Source organism: Nguyenibacter sp. L1 (assembly GCF_035199985.1).
GTDB classification, from domain to species: Bacteria; Pseudomonadota; Alphaproteobacteria; order Acetobacterales; family Acetobacteraceae; genus Gluconacetobacter; species Gluconacetobacter vanlangensis.
In genome coordinates this window covers 4026644-4044730 of sequence record NZ_CP127015.1, presented here as the reverse complement: position 1 = coordinate 4044730, position 18087 = coordinate 4026644, and the positions used below count along the sequence as shown (strand labels likewise).

Genomic DNA, 18087 nt, shown 5'->3' with positions numbered 1-18087 from the left:
GGAACAATTCCAGAGATCCCGGCGCCCGGAAAGGCAAATTCCTTTTAAAGAATCCCCTGGCTTAAAAGAGCCCCGGCCTCGCCCGCCGCGTCAGCCGTTCAGCTTGTCCAGCTCGCGCACCACGGCCTCGCCCATCACCGCGGTGCCGACCTGCGCCGTGCCCGGGCTCATGATGTCGGCGGTACGCAGCCCGCTGGCCAGCACGTTGGCCACGGCGGTCTCGATCAGCACAGCCTCCGCCTCCATCCCGAACGAATAGCGCAGCAGCATCGAGAATGAGAGGATCTGCGCCAGCGGATTGGCGATTCCCTTGCCCGCGATATCGGGCGCACTGCCGTGGATCGGCTCATACAGCGCCGGACGCCTGCCGGACGCGTCCACCGCCCCCAGCGTGGCCGAGGGCAGCATGCCCAGGCTGCCCGTCAGCATCGAGGCCAGGTCCGACAACAAATCGCCGAACAGGTTGCCGGTCACGATCACGTCGAACTGACGCGGATTGCGCACAAGCTGCATCGCGCAATTATCCGCCAGCATGTGGCTCAGTTCGACATCGGGATAGTCGCGGGCATGCAGGTCGGTGACGACCTCCTTCCACAGCAGCCCGCTTTCCATCACGTTGCATTTCTCGACCGAACAGACGCGGTTGCCGCGCTGCCGCGCCAGGTCGAAGGCCACCCGCGCCACGCGCTCGATTTCCGCGGTGGTATAGATTTCGGTATTGATGCCCCGCCTGCTGCCGTCGGGCAGGGTCTCGATCCCGCGCGGCTCGCCGAAATAGATCCCGCCCACGGTCTCGCGCACGATCATGATGTCCAGCCCGGCCACGATCTCGGGCTTCAGCGTGCTGGCATCGACCAGCGCGTCGAACACCTTGGCCGGACGCAGGTTCGCAAACAGCTCCAGTTCCTGGCGCAGCTTCAGGATCGCGATCTCGGGCCGCCGGTCGAAACCGGCCGACGCCCATCGCGGATCGCCCACCGAACCGAACAGCACCGCATCCGCCGCCTTCGCCGCCGCGATCACCTCGTCGCGGATCGGCACGCCATGCACCGCCAGCGACGCGCCGCCGACCAGGTCCTCGGAAATATCGAAGACCACGCCGCGCGCGCGCTCCATCCACGTCACAACCCGCGCGACCTCGCGCATGATCTCGGGGCCGATCCCATCGCCCGGCAGGACTAACAGCTTCTTGGTCGCGCTCATCTCGTCGTTCTCTCCCGTTTTTTTATCGACAGGCAGGGCCGGACAGACAGGCCTGGCGGATCACGCCACGACGATATGCGTCTGCCAGGGCTGCGCCCGCTCCCGCGCCGTCTCGAAGGCCCCGATCGCGGCCTCGTGCTGCAGGGTCTGGCCGATATCGTCCAGTCCCTCCAGCAGCAGGTGCCGGCGCAGCGGATCGATCTCGAAGCCGATCTCGGCCCCGTCCGGGCGGATGACCACCTGGCGCTCCAGATCGACCGTCAGCCGCCCGTTGCCCCCCAGCCGCGCATCCTCCATCAGCGCATCGCAGGTCTCGCGCGGCAGTTGGATCGGCAGGATGCCGTTCTTGAAGCAGTTGTTGAAGAAGATGTCGGCAAAGGACGGCGCGATCACGCAGCGTATGCCGAAATCCAGCAGCGCCCATGGCGCATGCTCCCGCGACGACCCGCACCCCAGATTGTCATAGGTGATCAGGATCCCGGCATCGCGATAAGGCGGCTGGTTCAGCACGAAATCCGGGCGTTCCGATCCGTCCGGGTTGTAGCGCATGCCGTCGAAGGCATGCACGCCCAGGCCCGACCGCTTGGTGGTCTTCAGGAAACGCGCCGGGATGATCTTGTCCGTATCGATGTTCGCTTCCGGCAGCGGCGCCGCGATCGCGGTCAGGACGGTGAATTTTTCCATGGCTCAGATCAGCTCCCGCACGTCTGTCAGATGTCCCGTCACCGCCGCCGCCGCCGCCATGGCGGGCGACAGCAGGTGCGTCCGCCCGCCCGGCCCCTGCCGCCCCTCGAAATTCCGGTTCGAGGTCGAGGCACAGCGCTGGCCCGGCGTCAGCTTGTCCGGGTTCATGCCCAGGCACATCGAACAGCCGGCCTCCCGCCATTCGAACCCCGCCTCGCGAAAGATCCGATCCAGCCCCTCCCGCTCGGCCTGCGCCTTCACCAGGCCCGACCCCGGCACAACCATGGCCCGCACGCCGTCCGCGACGTGCCGCCCCGCCACGACCGACGCCGCCGCGCGCAGATCCTCGATCCGGCTGTTGGTGCAGGACCCGATGAAGACCACGTCGACCGGCACGCCGGCGATCTTCTGTCCGGCCTGCAGGCCCATGTAATCCAGCATGCGCTGCATCTGCGCGCGCCGCGCCTCGTCGGCCTCGGCCGCGGGGTCCGGCACGGCGCCCGTCACCGGGATCACGGTCTCGGGGCTGGTCCCCCAGGTCAGGACCGGCGGAATATCCTCGGCGCGCAATTCGACCACCTTGTCGTACTGCGCGCCCTCGTCCGCCGCCAGCGTCTTCCAGTACGCCACCGCCTGCTCGAACGCCTCGCCCTTCGGGGCATAGGGCCGGCCGCGCACATAGTCGAACGTCACCGCATCCGGCGCCACCAGCCCGGCCCGGGCGCCGGCCTCGATCGACATGTTGCAGATCGTCATCCGCCCGGCCATGTCCAGCCCGCGGATCGTCGAGCCGGCGAACTCGATCACATGGCCGGTGCCGCCCGCCGTGCCGATCCTGCCGATGATCGCCAGCATCACGTCCTTGGCGGTCACCCCCGGGCCCAGCGTGCCCTCGACGACCACCTTCATGTTCTTCGCCGGCTTCTGCAGCAGGGTCTGGGTCGCCATCACATGCTCGACCTCGGACGTGCCGATGCCGAACGCCAGCGCGCCCAGCGCCCCGTGGGTCGAGGTATGGCTGTCGCCGCACACGATGGTCATGCCCGGCAGCGAAATCCCCTGCTCGGGGCCCACCACATGCACGATACCCTGATTTTCGGACAGAAGCGGGAAATACGGAACGCCGAACGCCCGGACATTGCGCTCCAGGGTCTCGATCTGGTTGCGGCTTTCCGGCTCCTCGATCGGCAGGGTGCGGTCCGAGGTCGGCACGTTATGGTCCACCACCGCGATCGTCGCATCCGGCCGCCGCAGACGCCGCCCGCTGATGCGCAGCCCCTCGAAGGCCTGCGGGCTGGTGACCTCATGCACCAGGTGGCGGTCGATATAAAGGATCGCCGTACCGTCCGGAAGCCGCTCCACGACATGGCTGTCCCAGATCTTGTCGAACAGCGTACGTGCGGCCATCGGTCTTCCTCTCTGCACAGCTTTCACACGGAAACGTGTGAATTCATACGGAAACGCCGACACCGCCGCCCGTCGTGACGGACGGGCGGCGGGACGACGAACCCGGTCGATATCGTGACGCGCCTCGTCCCCCCGCAAGGGGAGACGCGAATGCGCCGCCACATGGCCCGGCCCCGGGAAACCCCTCGGCAATCACCCCCGGGAAACATTTCGAGGGCCGAACGGGCCGGGCCGCGGGATCAGGCCCCGGCCGCCACGGTCTCGCGCGCGCGCTCGGCGATACGGGCCGATTTGCCGCGGCGGCCGCGCAGGTAGTACAGCTTCGCGCGGCGCACGGCGCCACGGCGCACGACCTTGATCTCGGCGATCGCCGGCGCATAGAGCGGGAAGATGCGCTCGACGCCCTCGCCGTTCGAGATCTTGCGCACGGTGAAGTTGCTGTTCAGCCCCTTGTTCGAACGCGCGATCACCACGCCCTCATAGGCCTGGACGCGCTGGCGCTCGCCTTCGACGACGCGGACCGACACGCGGACCGTGTCGCCGGGGCCGAATTCGGGTACCGCACGGGCGGCCGAGAGACGCGCGATCTCGTCGGCCTCATATTGCTGGATGATGTTCATGATCGAGTCCTTCGCTTGAAAACAGTCAATGCGTCCGCTTCGGCTCAGCCGTCGGGCTGGCCGGGCGGGCGCGATCTTGGCCGGCGCGCTCCAGGCGCGCCGCCCACAAATCGGGTCGGCGCGTCCGGGTCGCGATCTCGGATTCAGTCCGCCGCCAGTTCGCGATGGCGGCATGATGACCGGACAGCAGGATGTCGGGCACTTCGCGCCCCTCCCAGCTCGCCGGCTTGGTGTAATGCGGATATTCCAGCAACCCGTCGGAAAAACTCTCCTCCGTGCCGCTGGCGTCGGAACCCATGACCCCGGGGATCAGCCGCACGCAGCTATCCAGCAGCACCAGCGCCGCCATCTCCCCGCCTGACAGGACATAATCGCCGATCGAAACCTGCTCGGCCCCGCTGGCCTCCAGCACCCGCTCGTCCACCCCTTCGTAACGGCCGCACAGCACCACCAGGCCCGGCCCGCCGGCATAGCGGCGGACATCCTCCTGGCGCAGCGGACGGCCGCGCGGCGTGGGATAGACCAGCGGCCTGCCGGCCAGCGCGACGTCGCGGATCGCCGCGGACACCACGTCCGGACGCATGACCATGCCGGCCCCGCCTCCGAACGGCGTATCGTCCACGGTGCGGTGCCGCCCCAGCCCGTACTCGCGCAGATTGCATGTCCGCAGCGACCACAGCCCGTCTGCCAGCGCGCGTCCGGCCAGGGACTGGCCCAGCGGACCGGGGAACATGTCCGGAAACAGGGTCAGCATCGTGGCCTGCCAGGTCATGACGCCGCTCCGACTTCCGGGACCCCGGCCCTCGAAATCTCGACTTTCGAGACCTCGACCGCATCCGGACGCGAGACGTCGCCCTGGACCTCGACCTCGTCGGGCAGCACCGCGACGATCCGCCCGGCCGCCACGTCGATGACCGGAAAGCACGCCCGGGTAAAGGGCAGGATCAGCGGCGCATGGCCGCTCCCGCCGATCTCCAGGCTGACCCCCGCGCCATAGTCATGGACCGTCAGCACCCGCCCCAAGGACGCGCCGCACGACGCGTCGCGCCCCTCCAGGCAGACGTCCAGGCCGATCAGGTCGGTGAAATAGAACTCGTCCTGATCCGGCTCCGGCAGGCTGGCCCGCGCGACATAGAGCCGCCGGTTCACCATCGCCTGCGCGGCGTCGCGCCCGGTCAGCGCCCGGCCCGCCGCATCGCGCAGCTCGGCAATGCCGTCGCCCCGCCATTGCAGGGTCCAGCCCTGCCCCCGGTCGTCGGTCAGCACCCCATAGGCGGCCAGGTCCTCCGGCACGGCGGCATAGCTGTGCACGCGCACCAGCCCCCGCACGCCATGCGGACGTCCCACCACACCCATCAGGATACGATCGCGATCCACCGGTTCAGCCTGCCCGTAATCCTATCCGCGTCGTCCGCAATCAGGCCGCGGCGGCAGCCGCGGCGGCGGCGGCACGTTCCTGCGCGCGCTTCTTCGGCGCCGACTTCTTGGGCTGCTCGTTATAGGCGGGCTTCGGCGCCAGGCCGGCATTGCCCAGGAAGCGGGCCACGCGGTCGGTCGGCAGCGCGCCCTGCGACAGCCAGTGCGCGATGCGCTCGTTCACCAGCCGCACGCGGTCGGCATGGTCGGACGGCAGCATCGGGTTGTAGGCGCCCACCTTCTCGATGAAGCGGCCATCGCGGGGCGAACGGCTGTCGGCCACCACGATGTGGTAGTACGGACGCTTCTTCGCACCGGCGCGGGCAAGGCGGATCTTCAGGCTCATTTGAAACACTACTCCGAAAGAAAACTCTGGATACGGACCAAGGCGAAACGGATTGGACGATCCCGTCAGCCGAACGGACGGCCGCCCGGCGGTTTCGCCCCCTTGGGCATGAGAGCGGACATCCCCTGGCGCATGAGTCCCTTCATGCCGAGCTTGTTGATCCGCTTCATCATCGTGGACATGTCGTCGAACTGCTTCAGCAGCCGGTTGACGTCCTGAACTGTGGTCCCCGACCCGGCGGCGATGCGCTTCTTGCGCGACGCCTTGATGATGGCGGGCGTCTTGCGCTCCGCCCTGGTCATGGACGAAATGATGGCCTGGTGGCGCTTCAGGACCGACGTATCCAGGTCCTTGTCACCCAGCGCCTGCTTGACCTTCCCCATGCCGGGCAGCATGTCCAGGATGCCGGACAGCGAACCCATCTTGGAAATCTGGCGGATCTGCGCGGCATAATCGTCCAGGTCGAACTGCCCGCGCATCATCTTGAGGGCGATCTTCTCGCTCTCTTCATGATCCAGCGTATCGGCGGCCTTCTCGACCAGGCCCGCGATGTCGCCCAGCCCCAGGATGCGGCCGGCCACGCGCTCGGGATGGAACTCCTCCAGCGCGTCCAGCTTCTCGCCCGAACCGGTCAGCTTGATCGGCGCGCCGGTAATCGCGCGCATCGACAGCGCGGCGCCCCCGCGGGCATCGCCGTCCATGCGGGTCATGACGACGCCGGTCACGCCCACCGCCTCGTTGAACGCCTTCGCGGTGTTCACCGCGTCCTGGCCGGTCATCGCATCGACGACCAGCAGGGTTTCGGCCGGCGACGTCTCGGCGCGGATCGCCCGCACCTCGTCCATCAGCGCCTCGTCGATCGACAGGCGCCCGGCCGTGTCCAGGATGACGACGTCGAACCCCTCGCGCCGGCCGGTATCCATCGCACGGCGCGCGATCTCGACCGGGCTCTGGCCGGGCACGATCGGCAGCGACGGCACGCCCGCGCGCTCGGCAAGCTGCTGCAACTGCAACTGCGCAGCCGGGCGCTGGGTGTCCAGGCTGGCCAGCAGCACCTTCCGGCGCTCGCGCGTCGCCAGGCGCAGCGCGATCTTGCCCGACGTGGTGGTCTTGCCCGATCCCTGCAGGCCGACCATCAGGATCGGCACCGGCGCCACGGCATTCAGGTTCAGCGGCACCGCCCCGGCGCCGCCCAGCGCGTCGATCAGCGCGTCATTGACGATCTTGGCCACCGCCTGGCCGGGCGAGATGCTGCCCAGCACCTCGTGCCCCACGGCGCGCTCGCGCACCTTGGCGACGAAATCCTTGACGACGGGCAGCGCCACGTCGGCGTCCAGCATCGCCAGGCGCACCTCGCGCATCGCCTCGGCCACATCGGCCTCGGACAGCGCGCCGCGCTTGGCGAGCCCATCGAACACACCGGAGAGCTTGCTGGAAAGCGTCTCGAACAAAGGCCCGTCACTCCAAGGGGACTGTCACCCCAAAAGACGTCGCGCCACTGCGCGAGCACTCGCGGAGTGGCGTTCCTGATGATGGGGGTGGCTTTACCCGCCTCCCCCTTCCCTGTCAACGAAATCGACCGCACGGGCCGCGCCGGGGGACGAAACGTGCCCCGACGCGGCCCCGGCCCGCCCCTTACTTGCCTGGGACCGGTTTCATCACGTCACGCATCTCCTGGCGCAATGCGCGGATCTTCTCCACCCGCGCCCTGGCCTGGGCCAGTTGGTCCGGGGTCAGGATGTCGTGGATCTTCACCGCGATGTCCAGCCGCCGGGCGGCCTCCGCCTGGCGCAGGCCCTCGATCTGCTGCGTCAGCGTCGTCAGCTTCGCCTTGTCGACCGCTCCCGGGGCCAGCAGCACGTCCTCGATCTGCCGATGCAGGTCGCCAAGCTGCTTCCAGTCGCCTTTATGCGCGTGCCGCGCGTCCTGGAAAATCTCGTGTAGTTGCTTGTGCTGCGCCGGCGTCAGCTTCAGCCCGGCCAGGAGCGCCATTTCCCCATGCATCCCGCCATGCATGCCGTGCCCCTCGAAACCACCATGCATGCCGGGTCCGCCCATGCCATGATCGCCCATGCCGTAATCACCTATGCCTGGGCCGGGCGGCATGTCCTGCGCCAGCGCCGCGCCGCCGGACAGGCTCGCCAGGACCGTCATGGCCAGCATCGTCTTCTTGAACATCGTCGGGCCTTTCCTCTTCCCATGAACCGGAACCATGGTCCCGGGGTGACGATGGGAATGTAATCACGCCCGACCGTCCGGAAATCCGGCGAATATGCTACGAAATGTAAGAGGCTGTATCGCAAGCCCTGCAACCGGACGAGAGCCGCCGCAGGGCCGCGTCTGTCACGGCCGGCCTTGTCACTTGGCCGCCTTGGCGCTTCCGCGCGGCCGGTCGGCCGGCAGCATCTCGCCGGTGGCGGCATAATAGACGCGCTCGGCGATATTGGTGGCGTGGTCGCCGATCCGTTCCAAATTCTTGGCGATGAACAGCAGGTGCGTGCAGGACCGGATGGTGCGCGGATCTTCCATCATATAGGTCACCAGCTCGCGGAACATGGCGGTATACAGCTCGTCGATCGCGGCGTCGGAGTACCAGACCGCGACCGCCCCCTCGCTGTCCCGTCGGGCCATGGCGTCGATCGCCCGGCACAGATTCTCATGCACCAGCCGCCCCATGGCGCGCAGCCCGCCCACCGGCACGTCAGTGGGCTGCGTCTCGACCTTCCGCGCGCGCTTGGCGACGCTGGCGGCGCAATCGCCGATCCGCTCCAGGTCGCCGGTGATCTTCAGCACCGACACGATCTCGCGCAGGTCGCCGGCCATCGGCGCGCGCAGCGCCAGCAGCCGGATCGCCAGCGCCTCGACGTCGCGTTCCAGCGCATCGACCTGCGGGTCCAGCGCCTGGGCCTCGCGCGACGCCTGCTCGTCCCTGTCGACGATCGCGGCGATCGCCAGCGCGCTCTGCCGCTCGACCAGCCTGCCCATGGCGCTGGTCATGCCGCGCAACTGGGTCAGCTCCTGCTCGTAGCTCTTGACGGTATGCGCCTGTTCCTTGACCACGCTGCCCCTCCTTCCCGTATCAGCCGAAGCGGCCGGTGATGTAGTCCTGGGTGCGGCGCTCACGCGGGGCGGTGAACATGCGGTCGGCATTGTCCACCTCGACCAGTTCCCCCAGGTAGAAGAACGCCACGCGGTCCGCGCAGCGCGCCGCCTGCTGCATGTTGTGCGTCACGATCGCGATCGTGAACTCCGCCTTCAGCTCGTCCAGCAATTCCTCGATCCGCGCCGTCGAGATCGGGTCCAGCGCGCTGGTCGGCTCGTCCAGCAGGATCACCTCGGGCCGCGTCGCGATCGTCCGCGCAATGCACAGCCGCTGCTGCTGCCCGCCCGACAGCGCCGTCGCCGACGTCCCCAGCCGGTCCTTCACCTCGCCCCACAGCGCCACCCGCCGCAGCACGTCCTCGACCCGCGCATCCATCTCCGGCCGCGTCAGCGTCTCGTGCAGCCGCACCCCGAACGCGATGTTCTCGTAGATCGACATCGGAAACGGCGTCGGCTTCTGGAACACCATCCCGATCCGCGACCGCAGCACGTTCAGGTCCATCTCCGGCGACAGGATGTTCCGCCCGTCGAACGTCACCTCCCCCGTCGCCCGCTGCCCGGGATACAAATCATACATCCGGTTCAGCACCCGCAGCAGCGTCGACTTGCCGCACCCCGACGGGCCGATCATCCCCGTCACCCGCCGCGCCGGAAAATCCAGCGTGATGTCCCGCAGCGCCCGGTTCGCCCCATACCAGAAATCCAGCCCACGCACCGAAAGCGCCGGCGCCGCGGCATCCGCCGCCGGCACGTCCTGCATCACCCCGTCCCTCATTTCTTGATGTCCCATCGGCGCACCGTCCATGGCCCTACTGCCCCGCGCCCAGCCGCCGGTGCCACATCCGCACCACCACGTTCAGCACCAGCACCCCCGCCGTGATCAGCAGCGCGCCCGTCCAGGCCAGTTGCACCCAGTCGTCATACGCCGACCCCGCATATTGATAGATCGCCACCGGCAGGCTGGCCATCGGCGCGTCCAGCGACAGCGACCAGTTCATGTTCCCCAGCGAGGTGAACAGCAGCGGCGCCGTCTCCCCCGATACCCGCGCCACCGCCAGCAGGATCCCCGTCAGCACCCCGGCCCGCGCCGCCCGCAGGCACACCTGCAGCACAACCCGCCATTTCGGCGCCCCCAGCGCATAGGCCGCCTCGCGCATCGTCAGCGGCACCAGCCGCAGCATGTCCTCGGTCGTCCGCACCACCACCGGCACGAACAGCATCGCCAGCGCAACCGCCCCCGACAGGCCAGAAAAATGCCCCACCGGCGCCACCAGCGCCAGATACACGAACAGACCCACCAGGATCGACGGCGCCGACAGCATCATGTCCGACACGAACCGCACCACCGCCACCACACGCCCGTCGGTCGCGTATTCCGACAGGTAGATCCCTGTCAGCAGCCCCACCGGCGTGCCGATCGCCGCCGCCAACCCGGTCTGCACCAGGCTGCCCGCGATCGCGTTCGCCAGCCCCCCGCCGCCGCCCGGCGGCGTCATCACCCGCACCAGCGTCCCCGCCGACAGGCCGGGCAGCCCCCGCGCCAGCAAGGTCAGCAGGATCGAGCCCAGCGCCAGCAGCACGATCCCCGTCGCCCCCAGGCTCAGCCCCGTCGCCAGACGGTCCGCCAGCCGCCGCCGCGCCGCCAGCCGGCCGCCGCGCCCCCAGCCCGCCCCGGACGGCGCCGCAGGCACCCCGGCCAGTTCTCCCGACATCGCGTCACCCGGCGCCGCGTCACCGGACGTCGCGTCACCCGGCGCCGCGCCGCCGCTCATCGTCCCGTTCTCCCGGTCCGCCATCTCACGCCCCCCGCCGCAGCAGCACCCGCGAGCAGGCCAGCGTGACGAACGAGATCACCATCAGGATGAAGCCCAGCGCCAGCAGCGACGACAATTTCAGGCTGCCCGCCGCGCTCTCGGGAAATTCCAGCGCGATCAGCGACGCGATCGTGTTCCCCGGCGCGAACAGCGACCAGCCGATCCGGTTGGCGTTGCCGATCACGAAGGTCACCGCCATCGTCTCGCCCAGCGCCCGCCCCATCCCCAGCATCACCCCGCCCACCAGCGCCGGACGCGACCAGGGCAGGATCACGCTGCGCATCACCTCCCACCGCGTCGCACCCAGCCCATAGGCGCTCTCGCGGATCTGCGCCGGCATCGCCGTGAACACGTCGCGCATCACCGCGCACACGAACGGCGTCACCATCACCGCCAGCACCAGCCCGCCGGTCAGCAGCCCCGTCCCGTAGGGCGCCCCGTGAAACAGCACCCCCAGCACCGGCACATGCCCAAGATGCCGGTTCGCCCACGGCTGCACCACCCGCGCCATCACCGGCACGATCACGAAGAAGCCCCACATCCCGAATATGATCGACGGCACCGCCGCCAGAAGCTGCACCGCCATGCCGATCGGCCCCGCGACCGACCCCGGCGCCATCTCCACCAGCCAGAACGCGATCCCGAACGCCAGCGGCACCGCGATCAGCAGCGCCAGCACCGTCGTCATCACCGATCCGAACACCGGCGCAAGCGCCCCGAAATGCTCCGACACCGGGTTCCATGCCGTGCTCCACGCAAAGCCGGGGCCGAACGCACCCCATGCCTGCGCCCCGCCCCACGCCAGAACCCCGATCAGACCCCCAAGAAGCGCCAGAAGTGACCACCCGCTCAGCCGCACCGCGGCCGAAAAGATCGCATCCCCCACACCGCCCGCCGCCCGCCGCGCGGCCACCATGGTCGAAGGGGGTGACGGCGTCGAAGGCTCCATGCAGGCTCCGCTGGAATGGGCGCCCGGAATCGGGGAATCCCCCGGACGCGTCGTCAGAATCAGGCGCGCGGGCTGCGCCGCGCCGGCAATCGGCCACACCCGGCCTCATGCCGGGCGCGGCCTGTCCGCGCGACCATTACTGGACCGCCCCCCGCCCCCGCAACCGCCGATCGCGCCTCCCGGGCGCTTTCCGCTCAGGCGCGGCCAAAGCGCGACAGTCGCTCGATCACCAGGTCGAAATATCCCTCGGCATCCAGCCGGTTCAGCACCAGCGCGTTCGCCGCCTCTCCGCTCACGCCCCACCAATCGATGACCGTCATGCCCCGGGTCAGCGCGCCGTGGCATTCGATCCCCACATGCGCCAGCCGGCCGCTGAACAGGTCCGGCCGCAACAGCGCCGCGATCACCGTCGGATCATGCAGCGGCCCGCCGTCGGTGCCCCATTGGTGGGCGTTATAGCCTTTGTTGAACAGCAGCAGGTGATAGAACGCCTCGGCCAGCGGCGTGCCGACGGCGCGCAGCCGCGCCATGCGGGCCTGCGTGGTCAGCGCCTGGTGGGTGCAATCCAGCGGGACCATCGTGATCGGCACGCCCGAGGCGAAGACCCGGGCCGCCGCCTCGGGGTCGACATGGATGTTGTATTCGGCCGCCGGCGTGATGTTGCCGCCCTCGGCGCGCGCGCCGCCCATCAGCACGATTCCGTGCAGATGCTCCGCCAGGCGCGGCTCGCGGCCCATCGCCAGCGCGACATTCGTCAACGGCGCCAGGCAGCACAGGGTGACGCTGCCCTTCGGCCGCGCCATCACCAGTTCGACGATCCGGTCCGGCGCGAATCCCTCGGCCGCGCGCAGGCCGGGCGGCGGCAGGTCGTAGCCGTCGAATCCGGTGGCGCCATGGACGTGCTCGGCGGTCCGCAGCGCACCCATCAGCGGCCCGGCCGCCCCGGCATAGACCGGCACGTCCCCCCGCCCCGCCAGCTCCAGCGCCATCAGCGCGTTGCGCGTCGTCAGCGCCAGCGGCACGTTGCCGCCCACGGTGGTCAGCGCCAGCACCTCCAGCTCGTCGGGCGAGGCCAGCGCCATCAGGAACGCCACCGCATCGTCCGGCGACGGATCGGTATCGATGATGATGGGACGGATCATCCCCCAGCCCTCCACGTCAGGACTCAGCGCCGGCGCGTCGGATACGCCACCCCCAGCGCGTCGCGCGCCTCGGTGGCCAGGCGATCGACCCGCTCATTGTTCTCGTCGCCCGAATGGCCGCGCACCCAGCGCCAGCTCACCTCGTGCCGGGCGCTCACATCCAGCAGCCGCCGCCACAGATCCATGTTGGCCACCGGATCGCCCGCGGCGTTGCGCCAGTTGCGCCGCACCCAGCCCGTATGCCAGCGGGTGATGCCGTTGCGCACATATTCACTGTCCGTATGCAGCACCACCCGGCACGGACGCTTCAGCGCCTCCAGCGCCTCGGCCGCCGCCGTCAGTTCCATGCGGTTGTTGGTGGTCTCGGCCGCGCCGCCCGAAATCTCACGCTCGCTGCCCCGGAATTTCAGCAGCGCCGCCCAGCCGCCCGGCCCCGGATTGGGCTTGCACCCCCCGTCGGTCCATATCTCGACCAGCGACAGATCCGTCTCGGCATCCGCCTCGGCCGGCCGCTCGGCGTCAGAAACCATGATCCGCCGCCCCCGACGACGCGTCCGCCCATGCCGCGCGATGGAACCGCAGGCGCGGCAGGTAATCCAGCGGGTCCTTGCGTGTCACCATCGCGCCGGCCGGCGTGTTCACCCAATCATACAGCCGGGTCAGCAGGAACCGCATCGCCGCCCCCGCCGCCAGCACCGGCAGCGCCGCGCGCTCCGCCTCACTCAGCGGCCGAACCGATTCGTACCCCGCGATCAGCGCGCGCGACCGCGCCGCGTCGAACCGCCCCTGCGCGTCGAAACACCAGGCGTTCAGGCAGATCGCGACATCGTACGCCAGGATGTCGGTGCAGGCGAAATAGAAATCGATGATTCCGGACACCGCGCCGTCCAGAAAGAAGACATTGTCCGGAAACAGGTCGGCATGAATCTGCCCGCGCGGCAGCGCGCCCGGCGCCGGCCAGGCCGGCAGGATCTCCGCCAGCGCCGCATCCAGCTCGGCCACCAGCCCCGGCTGCACCGAATCGCCGTCTCTCCGGCAGGAATCCAGCAGGCCCGGCCAGGATTCGGGGCCCAAGGCATTGGGGCGCACGGCGTCATATCCCTGCCCGGCCAGATGCAGCCGGGCCAGCGCGGCGCCGACCGGCCCGCAATGCGCTTCCGTCACCGCGCGCGGCCAGACGCCGGGCAGAAAAGTGGTGATCGCCGCCGGCCGCCCGGCCAGCACGCGCAGCGCCGCCCCGTCCCGCGCCGCCACCGGGCGCGGACAGGACAGGCCATGGTCGGACAGATACCCCATCAGCCCCAGGAACCAGGGCAGGTCCTCGGGATTCACCCGCCGCTCGTACAGGGTCAGGATAAAGTCGCTCCCCGTAACGCCCCCTTTGGCGTTCCCTGCGGCGCCTCCCGTGGTGCCCCCCGTGGTGCGCAGAACGAAATTACTGTTCTCGACCCCTTCGGCAATGCCGCGAAACGCCGTCAGCGCCCCGATATCGTACGCCGACAGAAACGCGCGCAACGCCCCGTCGGACACATCCGTATAGACAGCCATGCAAGCGGGTTCTGTTCAGCCCAGCGGCGCCGGCAGGCGGAAGATCACGTTCTCTTCCTTGACCGTCCGTTCCTCGATTTCCAGCGTAAAGCGCTTGGCCAGCGCCGCCACCATCTCCTGCACCAGCGCCTCGGGCGCCGACGCGCCGGCGGTGATTCCCAGCGTGCTCACCCCGTCCAGCACCGACCAGTCCAGGTCGCCCAGGCGCGGCACCAGCAGGGCGCGCGGCGCGCCCGAGCGCTCCGCCACCTCACGCAGGCGCTGCGAGTTCGACGAATTCGGCGAACCGATCACGATCACCAGGTCGCAGCCCGGCGCGATCGCCTTCACCGCTTCCTGCCGGTTGGTCGTGGCATAGCAGATATCCTCGCGCTTCGGCCCCTCGATCAGCGGAAAGCGGCGGCGCAGGATCTCGACGATCTCGGCTGTGTCGTCGACCGACAGCGTGGTCTGGGTAATGAAGGCCAGGCGCGCCGGGTCGGCCGGCTGTACGGTGCGGGCCTCCTCGGCATCATTGATCAGGGTCACCGCCCCCTGCGGCAACTGGCCCATCGTGCCGACCACCTCCGGATGCCCGGCATGGCCGATCATCAGGATATGCCGGCTCTCCGGGCCGCCATCGGCGAAATGGCGCTCGGCCTCGCGATGCACCTTCGATACCAGCGGGCAGGTCGCGTCCAGATACAGCAGGTTGCGCCGCTCGGCCTCGGCCGGCACGCTCTTGGGCACGCCATGGGCGGAAAAGACGACATGACCGTCGGCCGGCACCTCGTCCAGCTCCTCGACGAAGATCGCCCCCTGCGCCTCCAGCGCCTCGACCACCGTACGGTTATGGACGATCTCGTGCCGGACATAGACCGGCGCGCCATAGCGGCGGATCGCTTCCTCGACCACCCGGATCGCCCGGTCGACACCGGCGCAGAACCCGCGCGGACCGGCCAGCAGGACCTTCAGCGACCGGGTCGGCGCGTCGGCCGATTCCAGGGCCGGGGCGGGATCGGGCGTGTGAATCATCTGATCTGGCATGGTGTTCCCCAAACGTCCGGCGGGCGGTATAGGATACGGGCCGAGGGCAGCCTCCGGCCGGCCGCTGCATCCCGATGCTGGTTCGGCCCTACGCAAAGCAGGGACATGGCGCAAGCCATTTTCCTGCGACTCCGGCGCATTTGGACATACCCGTCCGACCGACGCCACAGAAACACACGCCGCGGACCATCCGTCCCCACGGCCGCCCGCAACCTGACCGAGAAAACGAGACCCCGGACCCCAGCATGACCATCGTCATTCCGACCGGCCCGCGCCGCCCCCGCCGTCCCGCCCTTCTCTGCGGCCTGGCGCTCCTGCCGCTCGCGATTCTGCTGACTGCCTGCGACGCCGACAATCCGAACGCCTTCGCCCCCGCCTGCCCGCTCGTCGAGGTCCCGGGCCCCGCCGCCGACCTGGCGGCCTACGATGGCGAGACGCACGATGTCGGCCACCTGGTCGCCCGCGCCAGCCTGACCCGCGTCAGCGGCAGTTGCCGCGCGGCCGGCCGGCACACCCATGACATCGTCACCGACATCAGCCTGGGCCTGACCGTCAGCCGGGGCCCCGCGACCGGCCACGCGGTGGACATTCCCTATTTCATCGCGGTCGTCCAGGACGGCGAGATCAAGAGCAAGAAGCAGTTCGTCGAAACCGTCACCTTCCCGCCCAACGTGACCGAGACGCACATCTTCACCCATATCGTCCCGATCACGCTGCCCATCGGGCACCACGTCACGGTCGACAGCTATCATATCGAGGTCGGCTTCCAGCTCACCCGGGCGCAGCTCGACTATAATCGCGCCCACCTGCTCACCCCCGCCTTCCACCCGCTCTGATCGCGGAGCGGACATGACAGCCATCACACCCGCACCGGCCCCCCCATCGGCTCCCGCATCGGCCCGCATGCGCGAAATGACCGTGCGGGGCCTGATCCTGGGCGCGCTCATCACCGTCGTCTTCACGGCCTCGAACGTCTATCTCGGGCTCAAGATCGGGCTGACGGTCGCCTCGTCGATCCCGGCGGCCGTGATCTCGATGTCGGTGCTGCGGGCGCTGGGCGGCGGTACGATCCTGGAAAACAACCTGGTCCAGACCCAGGCCTCGGCGGCCGGGACGCTGTCCTGCGTGTTCATCTCGTTCCCGTGCCTGGTGCTGATCGGCTATTGGCAGCATTTCCCCTATTTTCAGGTCATGCTGCTCTCGCTGGCCGGCGGCATGACCGGCGTGCTGTTCACCGTGCCGCTGCGCCGGGCGATGGTGACGCACAGCAGCCTGCCCTACCCCGAGGGCGTCGCAGCGGCCGAAATCCTCAAGGCCGGCTCGGACAGCGGCAGTCCCGAAAGCCTGCAGGCGCTCATGACCGGCGGCCTGGTCTCGGCGGTGGTCACGCTCGCCACCGGCGGGCTGCGGGTGCTGGCCGACGGCGCGTCGGCGACCGCGGTCTGGGGCGGCGCGGTCTTCCGCGCCTCGGCCGGCTTCTCGCTGGCGCTGCTCGGCGCGGGCTACCTGGTCGGCATCGCGGGCGGCATCGCCATGCTCGCCGGCGCCGTCATCGCCTGGGGCGCCGCGGTGCCGATGCTCAGCCTGCTGCTGCCCAATACCGCCCATTTGCCGGCCGCCGATTACGCGACCCAGCTCTGGGCGCAGAAGGTCCGCTTCATGGGCGCGGGCACGATCGCGGTCGCCGCCGTCTGGACCCTGGCCGCGCTGGCCCGTCCCGTCGCCGCCGGCATCCGCGACATGCTGCGCGCCGGCCGGTCGGTCGGCGACGGCGACCGTCACCGCGACCTCTCCCCCCGCACCCTGACGCTGCTGACCCTGCTGTCCCTGGGCGTGCTGTTCGGCCTGTTCGCGGCCTTCCTGCTGCCGGGAACGGCGGACGCGCGCGGCATGCTCGCCGCGGCCCTCGCCGCCACCCTGTTCTGCGGGCTGTTCGGCTTCCTGGTCGCGGCGGCCTGCGGCTACATGGCCGGCATCGTCGGCTCGTCCTCCTCGCCGCTGTCCGGCATCGCGATCATCGCCACCGTCATGATCGCCGCCTTCCTGCTCGGGCTCGAACGGCTGGGCTGGACGCCGGCCGAATTCTCCGCCGGCGGCCAGCGGCTGGCGGTCGCCTTCGCGCTGTTCGTGCTGTCGGCCATCGTCGCCTCGTCGGCGATTTCCAACGACAATCTCCAGGATCTCAAGACCGGCCAGTTGGTCGGCGCCTCCCCCTGGCGCCAGCAGGCCGCCCTGCTGGTCGGCTGCGCCAGCGGCGCCGTGGTCATCCCGCCGGTGCTGGAACTGCTCTACCAGGCGTACGGCTTCGTCGGCGCCCTGCCCCGCCCGGGCATGGACCCCGCCCACGCCCTGGCGGCGCCGCAGCCGGCCCTGCTGGTCACCCTCGTCAACGGCATCTTCCTGCACCGGCTGGACTGGACGATGATCACGCTGGGCGCCGCCCTTGGCGTCGTGCTGATCGCGGCCGACCTGCTGCTGCGCCGGCGCGGCGCGGCGCTGCCGCCGCTCGCCGTCGGCATCGGCCTGTATCTCCCGCCCTCGGTCAGCGTCACGCTCGCCATCGGCGCCGTCATCGGCTGGATCAGCACCCGCGGCCGCCCCGCGCTCCGGGCCGAAACCGGCATCGGCACCATGCTGGCCTCGGGCTTCATCGTCGGCGAAAGCCTGACCGGCGTGCTGCTCGCCGCGGTCGCCGGCGCCACCGGGCGCGACGACACGCTCTCGATCCTGCCGTCCCATGCCGGCGACGTGCCGAAATTACTGGGATTCCTGGTCTTCGTCGCCATATGCATCTGGTTCGGACGCTCGATCCGGCGCGAATGACATCTCA

General features: G+C 69.5%; 19 protein-coding genes. 2 read left to right on the top strand and 17 right to left on the bottom strand.

The window, feature by feature from the left end:
* Nucleotides 1-90: 90 nt before the first annotated feature.
* From leuB to ispH, 17 genes are all read right to left on the bottom strand, one after another.
* Nucleotides 91-1203, bottom strand: coding sequence for a 3-isopropylmalate dehydrogenase (gene leuB / locus QN315_RS18350; RefSeq protein WP_176639970.1), 1113 nt, complete (start codon nucleotides 1201-1203; stop codon nucleotides 91-93).
* 60 nt (nucleotides 1204-1263) lie between these two features.
* The gene (leuD, locus tag QN315_RS18345) at nucleotides 1264-1887 is read right to left on the bottom strand and encodes a 3-isopropylmalate dehydratase small subunit (RefSeq protein ID WP_176639969.1); all 624 of its coding nucleotides are present in this window, start codon (nucleotides 1885-1887) and stop codon (nucleotides 1264-1266) included.
* A gap of 3 nt (nucleotides 1888-1890) precedes the next feature.
* Entirely contained in the window at nucleotides 1891-3294 is a 1404-nt protein-coding gene (gene leuC, locus QN315_RS18340) for a 3-isopropylmalate dehydratase large subunit (RefSeq protein ID WP_323990828.1), read from the bottom strand.
* 239 nt (nucleotides 3295-3533) lie between these two features.
* Nucleotides 3534-3914 (bottom strand): 50S ribosomal protein L19, encoded by a 381-nt coding sequence (gene rplS, locus QN315_RS18335; protein WP_176639967.1) that lies wholly within the window; start codon nucleotides 3912-3914, stop codon nucleotides 3534-3536.
* A gap of 25 nt (nucleotides 3915-3939) precedes the next feature.
* Nucleotides 3940-4686, bottom strand: coding sequence for a tRNA (guanosine(37)-N1)-methyltransferase TrmD (gene trmD, locus QN315_RS18330; RefSeq protein WP_176639966.1), 747 nt, complete (start codon nucleotides 4684-4686; stop codon nucleotides 3940-3942).
* A complete protein-coding gene (gene rimM / locus QN315_RS18325) occupies nucleotides 4683-5291 on the bottom strand; it encodes a ribosome maturation factor RimM (protein ID WP_323990827.1) in 609 nt (202 codons plus the stop codon). Before rimM ends, trmD begins: the two co-directional genes overlap by 4 nt.
* 40 nt (nucleotides 5292-5331) lie before the next feature.
* Nucleotides 5332-5676: a 30S ribosomal protein S16 gene (gene rpsP / locus QN315_RS18320; RefSeq protein ID WP_176641433.1), complete on the bottom strand. Its 345-nt coding sequence runs from the start codon at nucleotides 5674-5676 to the stop codon at nucleotides 5332-5334.
* A 65-nt stretch (nucleotides 5677-5741) separates the two neighbouring features.
* Complete coding sequence (gene ffh / locus QN315_RS18315; RefSeq protein ID WP_323990826.1) at nucleotides 5742-7127, bottom strand: signal recognition particle protein; 1386 nt, start codon at nucleotides 7125-7127, stop codon at nucleotides 5742-5744.
* A 184-nt stretch (nucleotides 7128-7311) separates the two neighbouring features.
* A complete protein-coding gene (locus tag QN315_RS18310) occupies nucleotides 7312-7854 on the bottom strand; it encodes a Spy/CpxP family protein refolding chaperone (protein WP_323990825.1) in 543 nt (180 codons plus the stop codon).
* A gap of 180 nt (nucleotides 7855-8034) precedes the next feature.
* Nucleotides 8035-8736 (bottom strand): phosphate signaling complex protein PhoU, encoded by a 702-nt coding sequence (gene phoU / locus QN315_RS18305; protein WP_323990824.1) that lies wholly within the window; start codon nucleotides 8734-8736, stop codon nucleotides 8035-8037.
* Nucleotides 8737-8755: 19 nt separating this feature from the next.
* Entirely contained in the window at nucleotides 8756-9553 is a 798-nt protein-coding gene (gene pstB / locus QN315_RS18300) for a phosphate ABC transporter ATP-binding protein PstB (RefSeq protein WP_323992573.1), read from the bottom strand.
* A 34-nt stretch (nucleotides 9554-9587) separates the two neighbouring features.
* Nucleotides 9588-10490, bottom strand: coding sequence for a phosphate ABC transporter permease PstA (pstA, locus tag QN315_RS18295; RefSeq protein WP_323993639.1), 903 nt, complete (start codon nucleotides 10488-10490; stop codon nucleotides 9588-9590).
* A gap of 85 nt (nucleotides 10491-10575) precedes the next feature.
* Nucleotides 10576-11541 carry a phosphate ABC transporter permease subunit PstC gene (pstC, locus tag QN315_RS18290; RefSeq protein ID WP_408904551.1) on the bottom strand — a complete coding sequence of 322 codons (966 nt, stop codon included), beginning with the start codon at nucleotides 11539-11541 and terminating at the stop codon, nucleotides 10576-10578.
* A gap of 194 nt (nucleotides 11542-11735) precedes the next feature.
* Nucleotides 11736-12683, bottom strand: coding sequence for a nucleoside hydrolase (locus QN315_RS18285; RefSeq protein ID WP_323990823.1), 948 nt, complete (start codon nucleotides 12681-12683; stop codon nucleotides 11736-11738).
* A 23-nt stretch (nucleotides 12684-12706) separates the two neighbouring features.
* Nucleotides 12707-13213, bottom strand: a complete 507-nt coding sequence (rnhA, locus tag QN315_RS18280) for a ribonuclease HI (protein WP_176641553.1) — start codon at nucleotides 13211-13213, stop codon at nucleotides 12707-12709.
* A complete protein-coding gene (locus QN315_RS18275; RefSeq protein WP_323990822.1) occupies nucleotides 13203-14231 on the bottom strand; it encodes a homoserine kinase in 1029 nt (342 codons plus the stop codon). Before QN315_RS18275 ends, rnhA begins: the two co-directional genes overlap by 11 nt.
* Before the next feature lie 15 nt (nucleotides 14232-14246).
* A complete protein-coding gene (gene ispH / locus QN315_RS18270) occupies nucleotides 14247-15245 on the bottom strand; it encodes a 4-hydroxy-3-methylbut-2-enyl diphosphate reductase (protein WP_176641256.1) in 999 nt (332 codons plus the stop codon).
* 257 nt (nucleotides 15246-15502) lie between these two features.
* Between ispH and QN315_RS18265 the strand changes: the two genes are divergently transcribed.
* Entirely contained in the window at nucleotides 15503-16093 is a 591-nt protein-coding gene (locus QN315_RS18265; protein WP_323990821.1) for a hypothetical protein, read from the top strand.
* A 13-nt stretch (nucleotides 16094-16106) separates the two neighbouring features.
* Entirely contained in the window at nucleotides 16107-18080 is a 1974-nt protein-coding gene (locus tag QN315_RS18260; RefSeq protein WP_323990820.1) for an OPT family oligopeptide transporter, read from the top strand.
* Nucleotides 18081-18087: the final 7 nt, after the last annotated feature.

Coding starts and splice junctions, on each gene's coding strand:
- leuB (WP_176639970.1), bottom strand. CDS start 1,203: ATGAGCGCGACCAAGAAGCTGTTAGTCCTGCCGGGCGATGGGATCGGC.
- leuD (WP_176639969.1), bottom strand. CDS start 1,887: ATGGAAAAATTCACCGTCCTGACCGCGATCGCGGCGCCGCTGCCGGAA.
- leuC (WP_323990828.1), bottom strand. CDS start 3,294: ATGGCCGCACGTACGCTGTTCGACAAGATCTGGGACAGCCATGTCGTG.
- rplS (WP_176639967.1), bottom strand. CDS start 3,914: ATGAACATCATCCAGCAATATGAGGCCGACGAGATCGCGCGTCTCTCG.
- trmD (WP_176639966.1), bottom strand. CDS start 4,686: ATGACCTGGCAGGCCACGATGCTGACCCTGTTTCCGGACATGTTCCCC.
- rpsP (WP_176641433.1), bottom strand. CDS start 5,676: ATGAGCCTGAAGATCCGCCTTGCCCGCGCCGGTGCGAAGAAGCGTCCG.
- QN315_RS18310 (WP_323990825.1), bottom strand. CDS start 7,854: ATGTTCAAGAAGACGATGCTGGCCATGACGGTCCTGGCGAGCCTGTCC.
- pstB (WP_323992573.1), bottom strand. CDS start 9,553: ATGAGGGACGGGGTGATGCAGGACGTGCCGGCGGCGGATGCCGCGGCG.
- pstA (WP_323993639.1), bottom strand. CDS start 10,490: ATGTCGGGAGAACTGGCCGGGGTGCCTGCGGCGCCGTCCGGGGCGGGC.
- pstC (WP_408904551.1), bottom strand. CDS start 11,541: ATGGAGCCTTCGACGCCGTCACCCCCTTCGACCATGGTGGCCGCGCGG.
- QN315_RS18285 (WP_323990823.1), bottom strand. CDS start 12,683: ATGATCCGTCCCATCATCATCGATACCGATCCGTCGCCGGACGATGCG.
- rnhA (WP_176641553.1), bottom strand. CDS start 13,213: ATGGTTTCTGACGCCGAGCGGCCGGCCGAGGCGGATGCCGAGACGGAT.
- QN315_RS18275 (WP_323990822.1), bottom strand. CDS start 14,231: ATGGCTGTCTATACGGATGTGTCCGACGGGGCGTTGCGCGCGTTTCTG.
- ispH (WP_176641256.1), bottom strand. CDS start 15,245: ATGATTCACACGCCCGATCCCGCCCCGGCCCTGGAATCGGCCGACGCG.
- QN315_RS18265 (WP_323990821.1), top strand. CDS start 15,503: ATGACCATCGTCATTCCGACCGGCCCGCGCCGCCCCCGCCGTCCCGCC.
- QN315_RS18260 (WP_323990820.1), top strand. CDS start 16,107: ATGACAGCCATCACACCCGCACCGGCCCCCCCATCGGCTCCCGCATCG.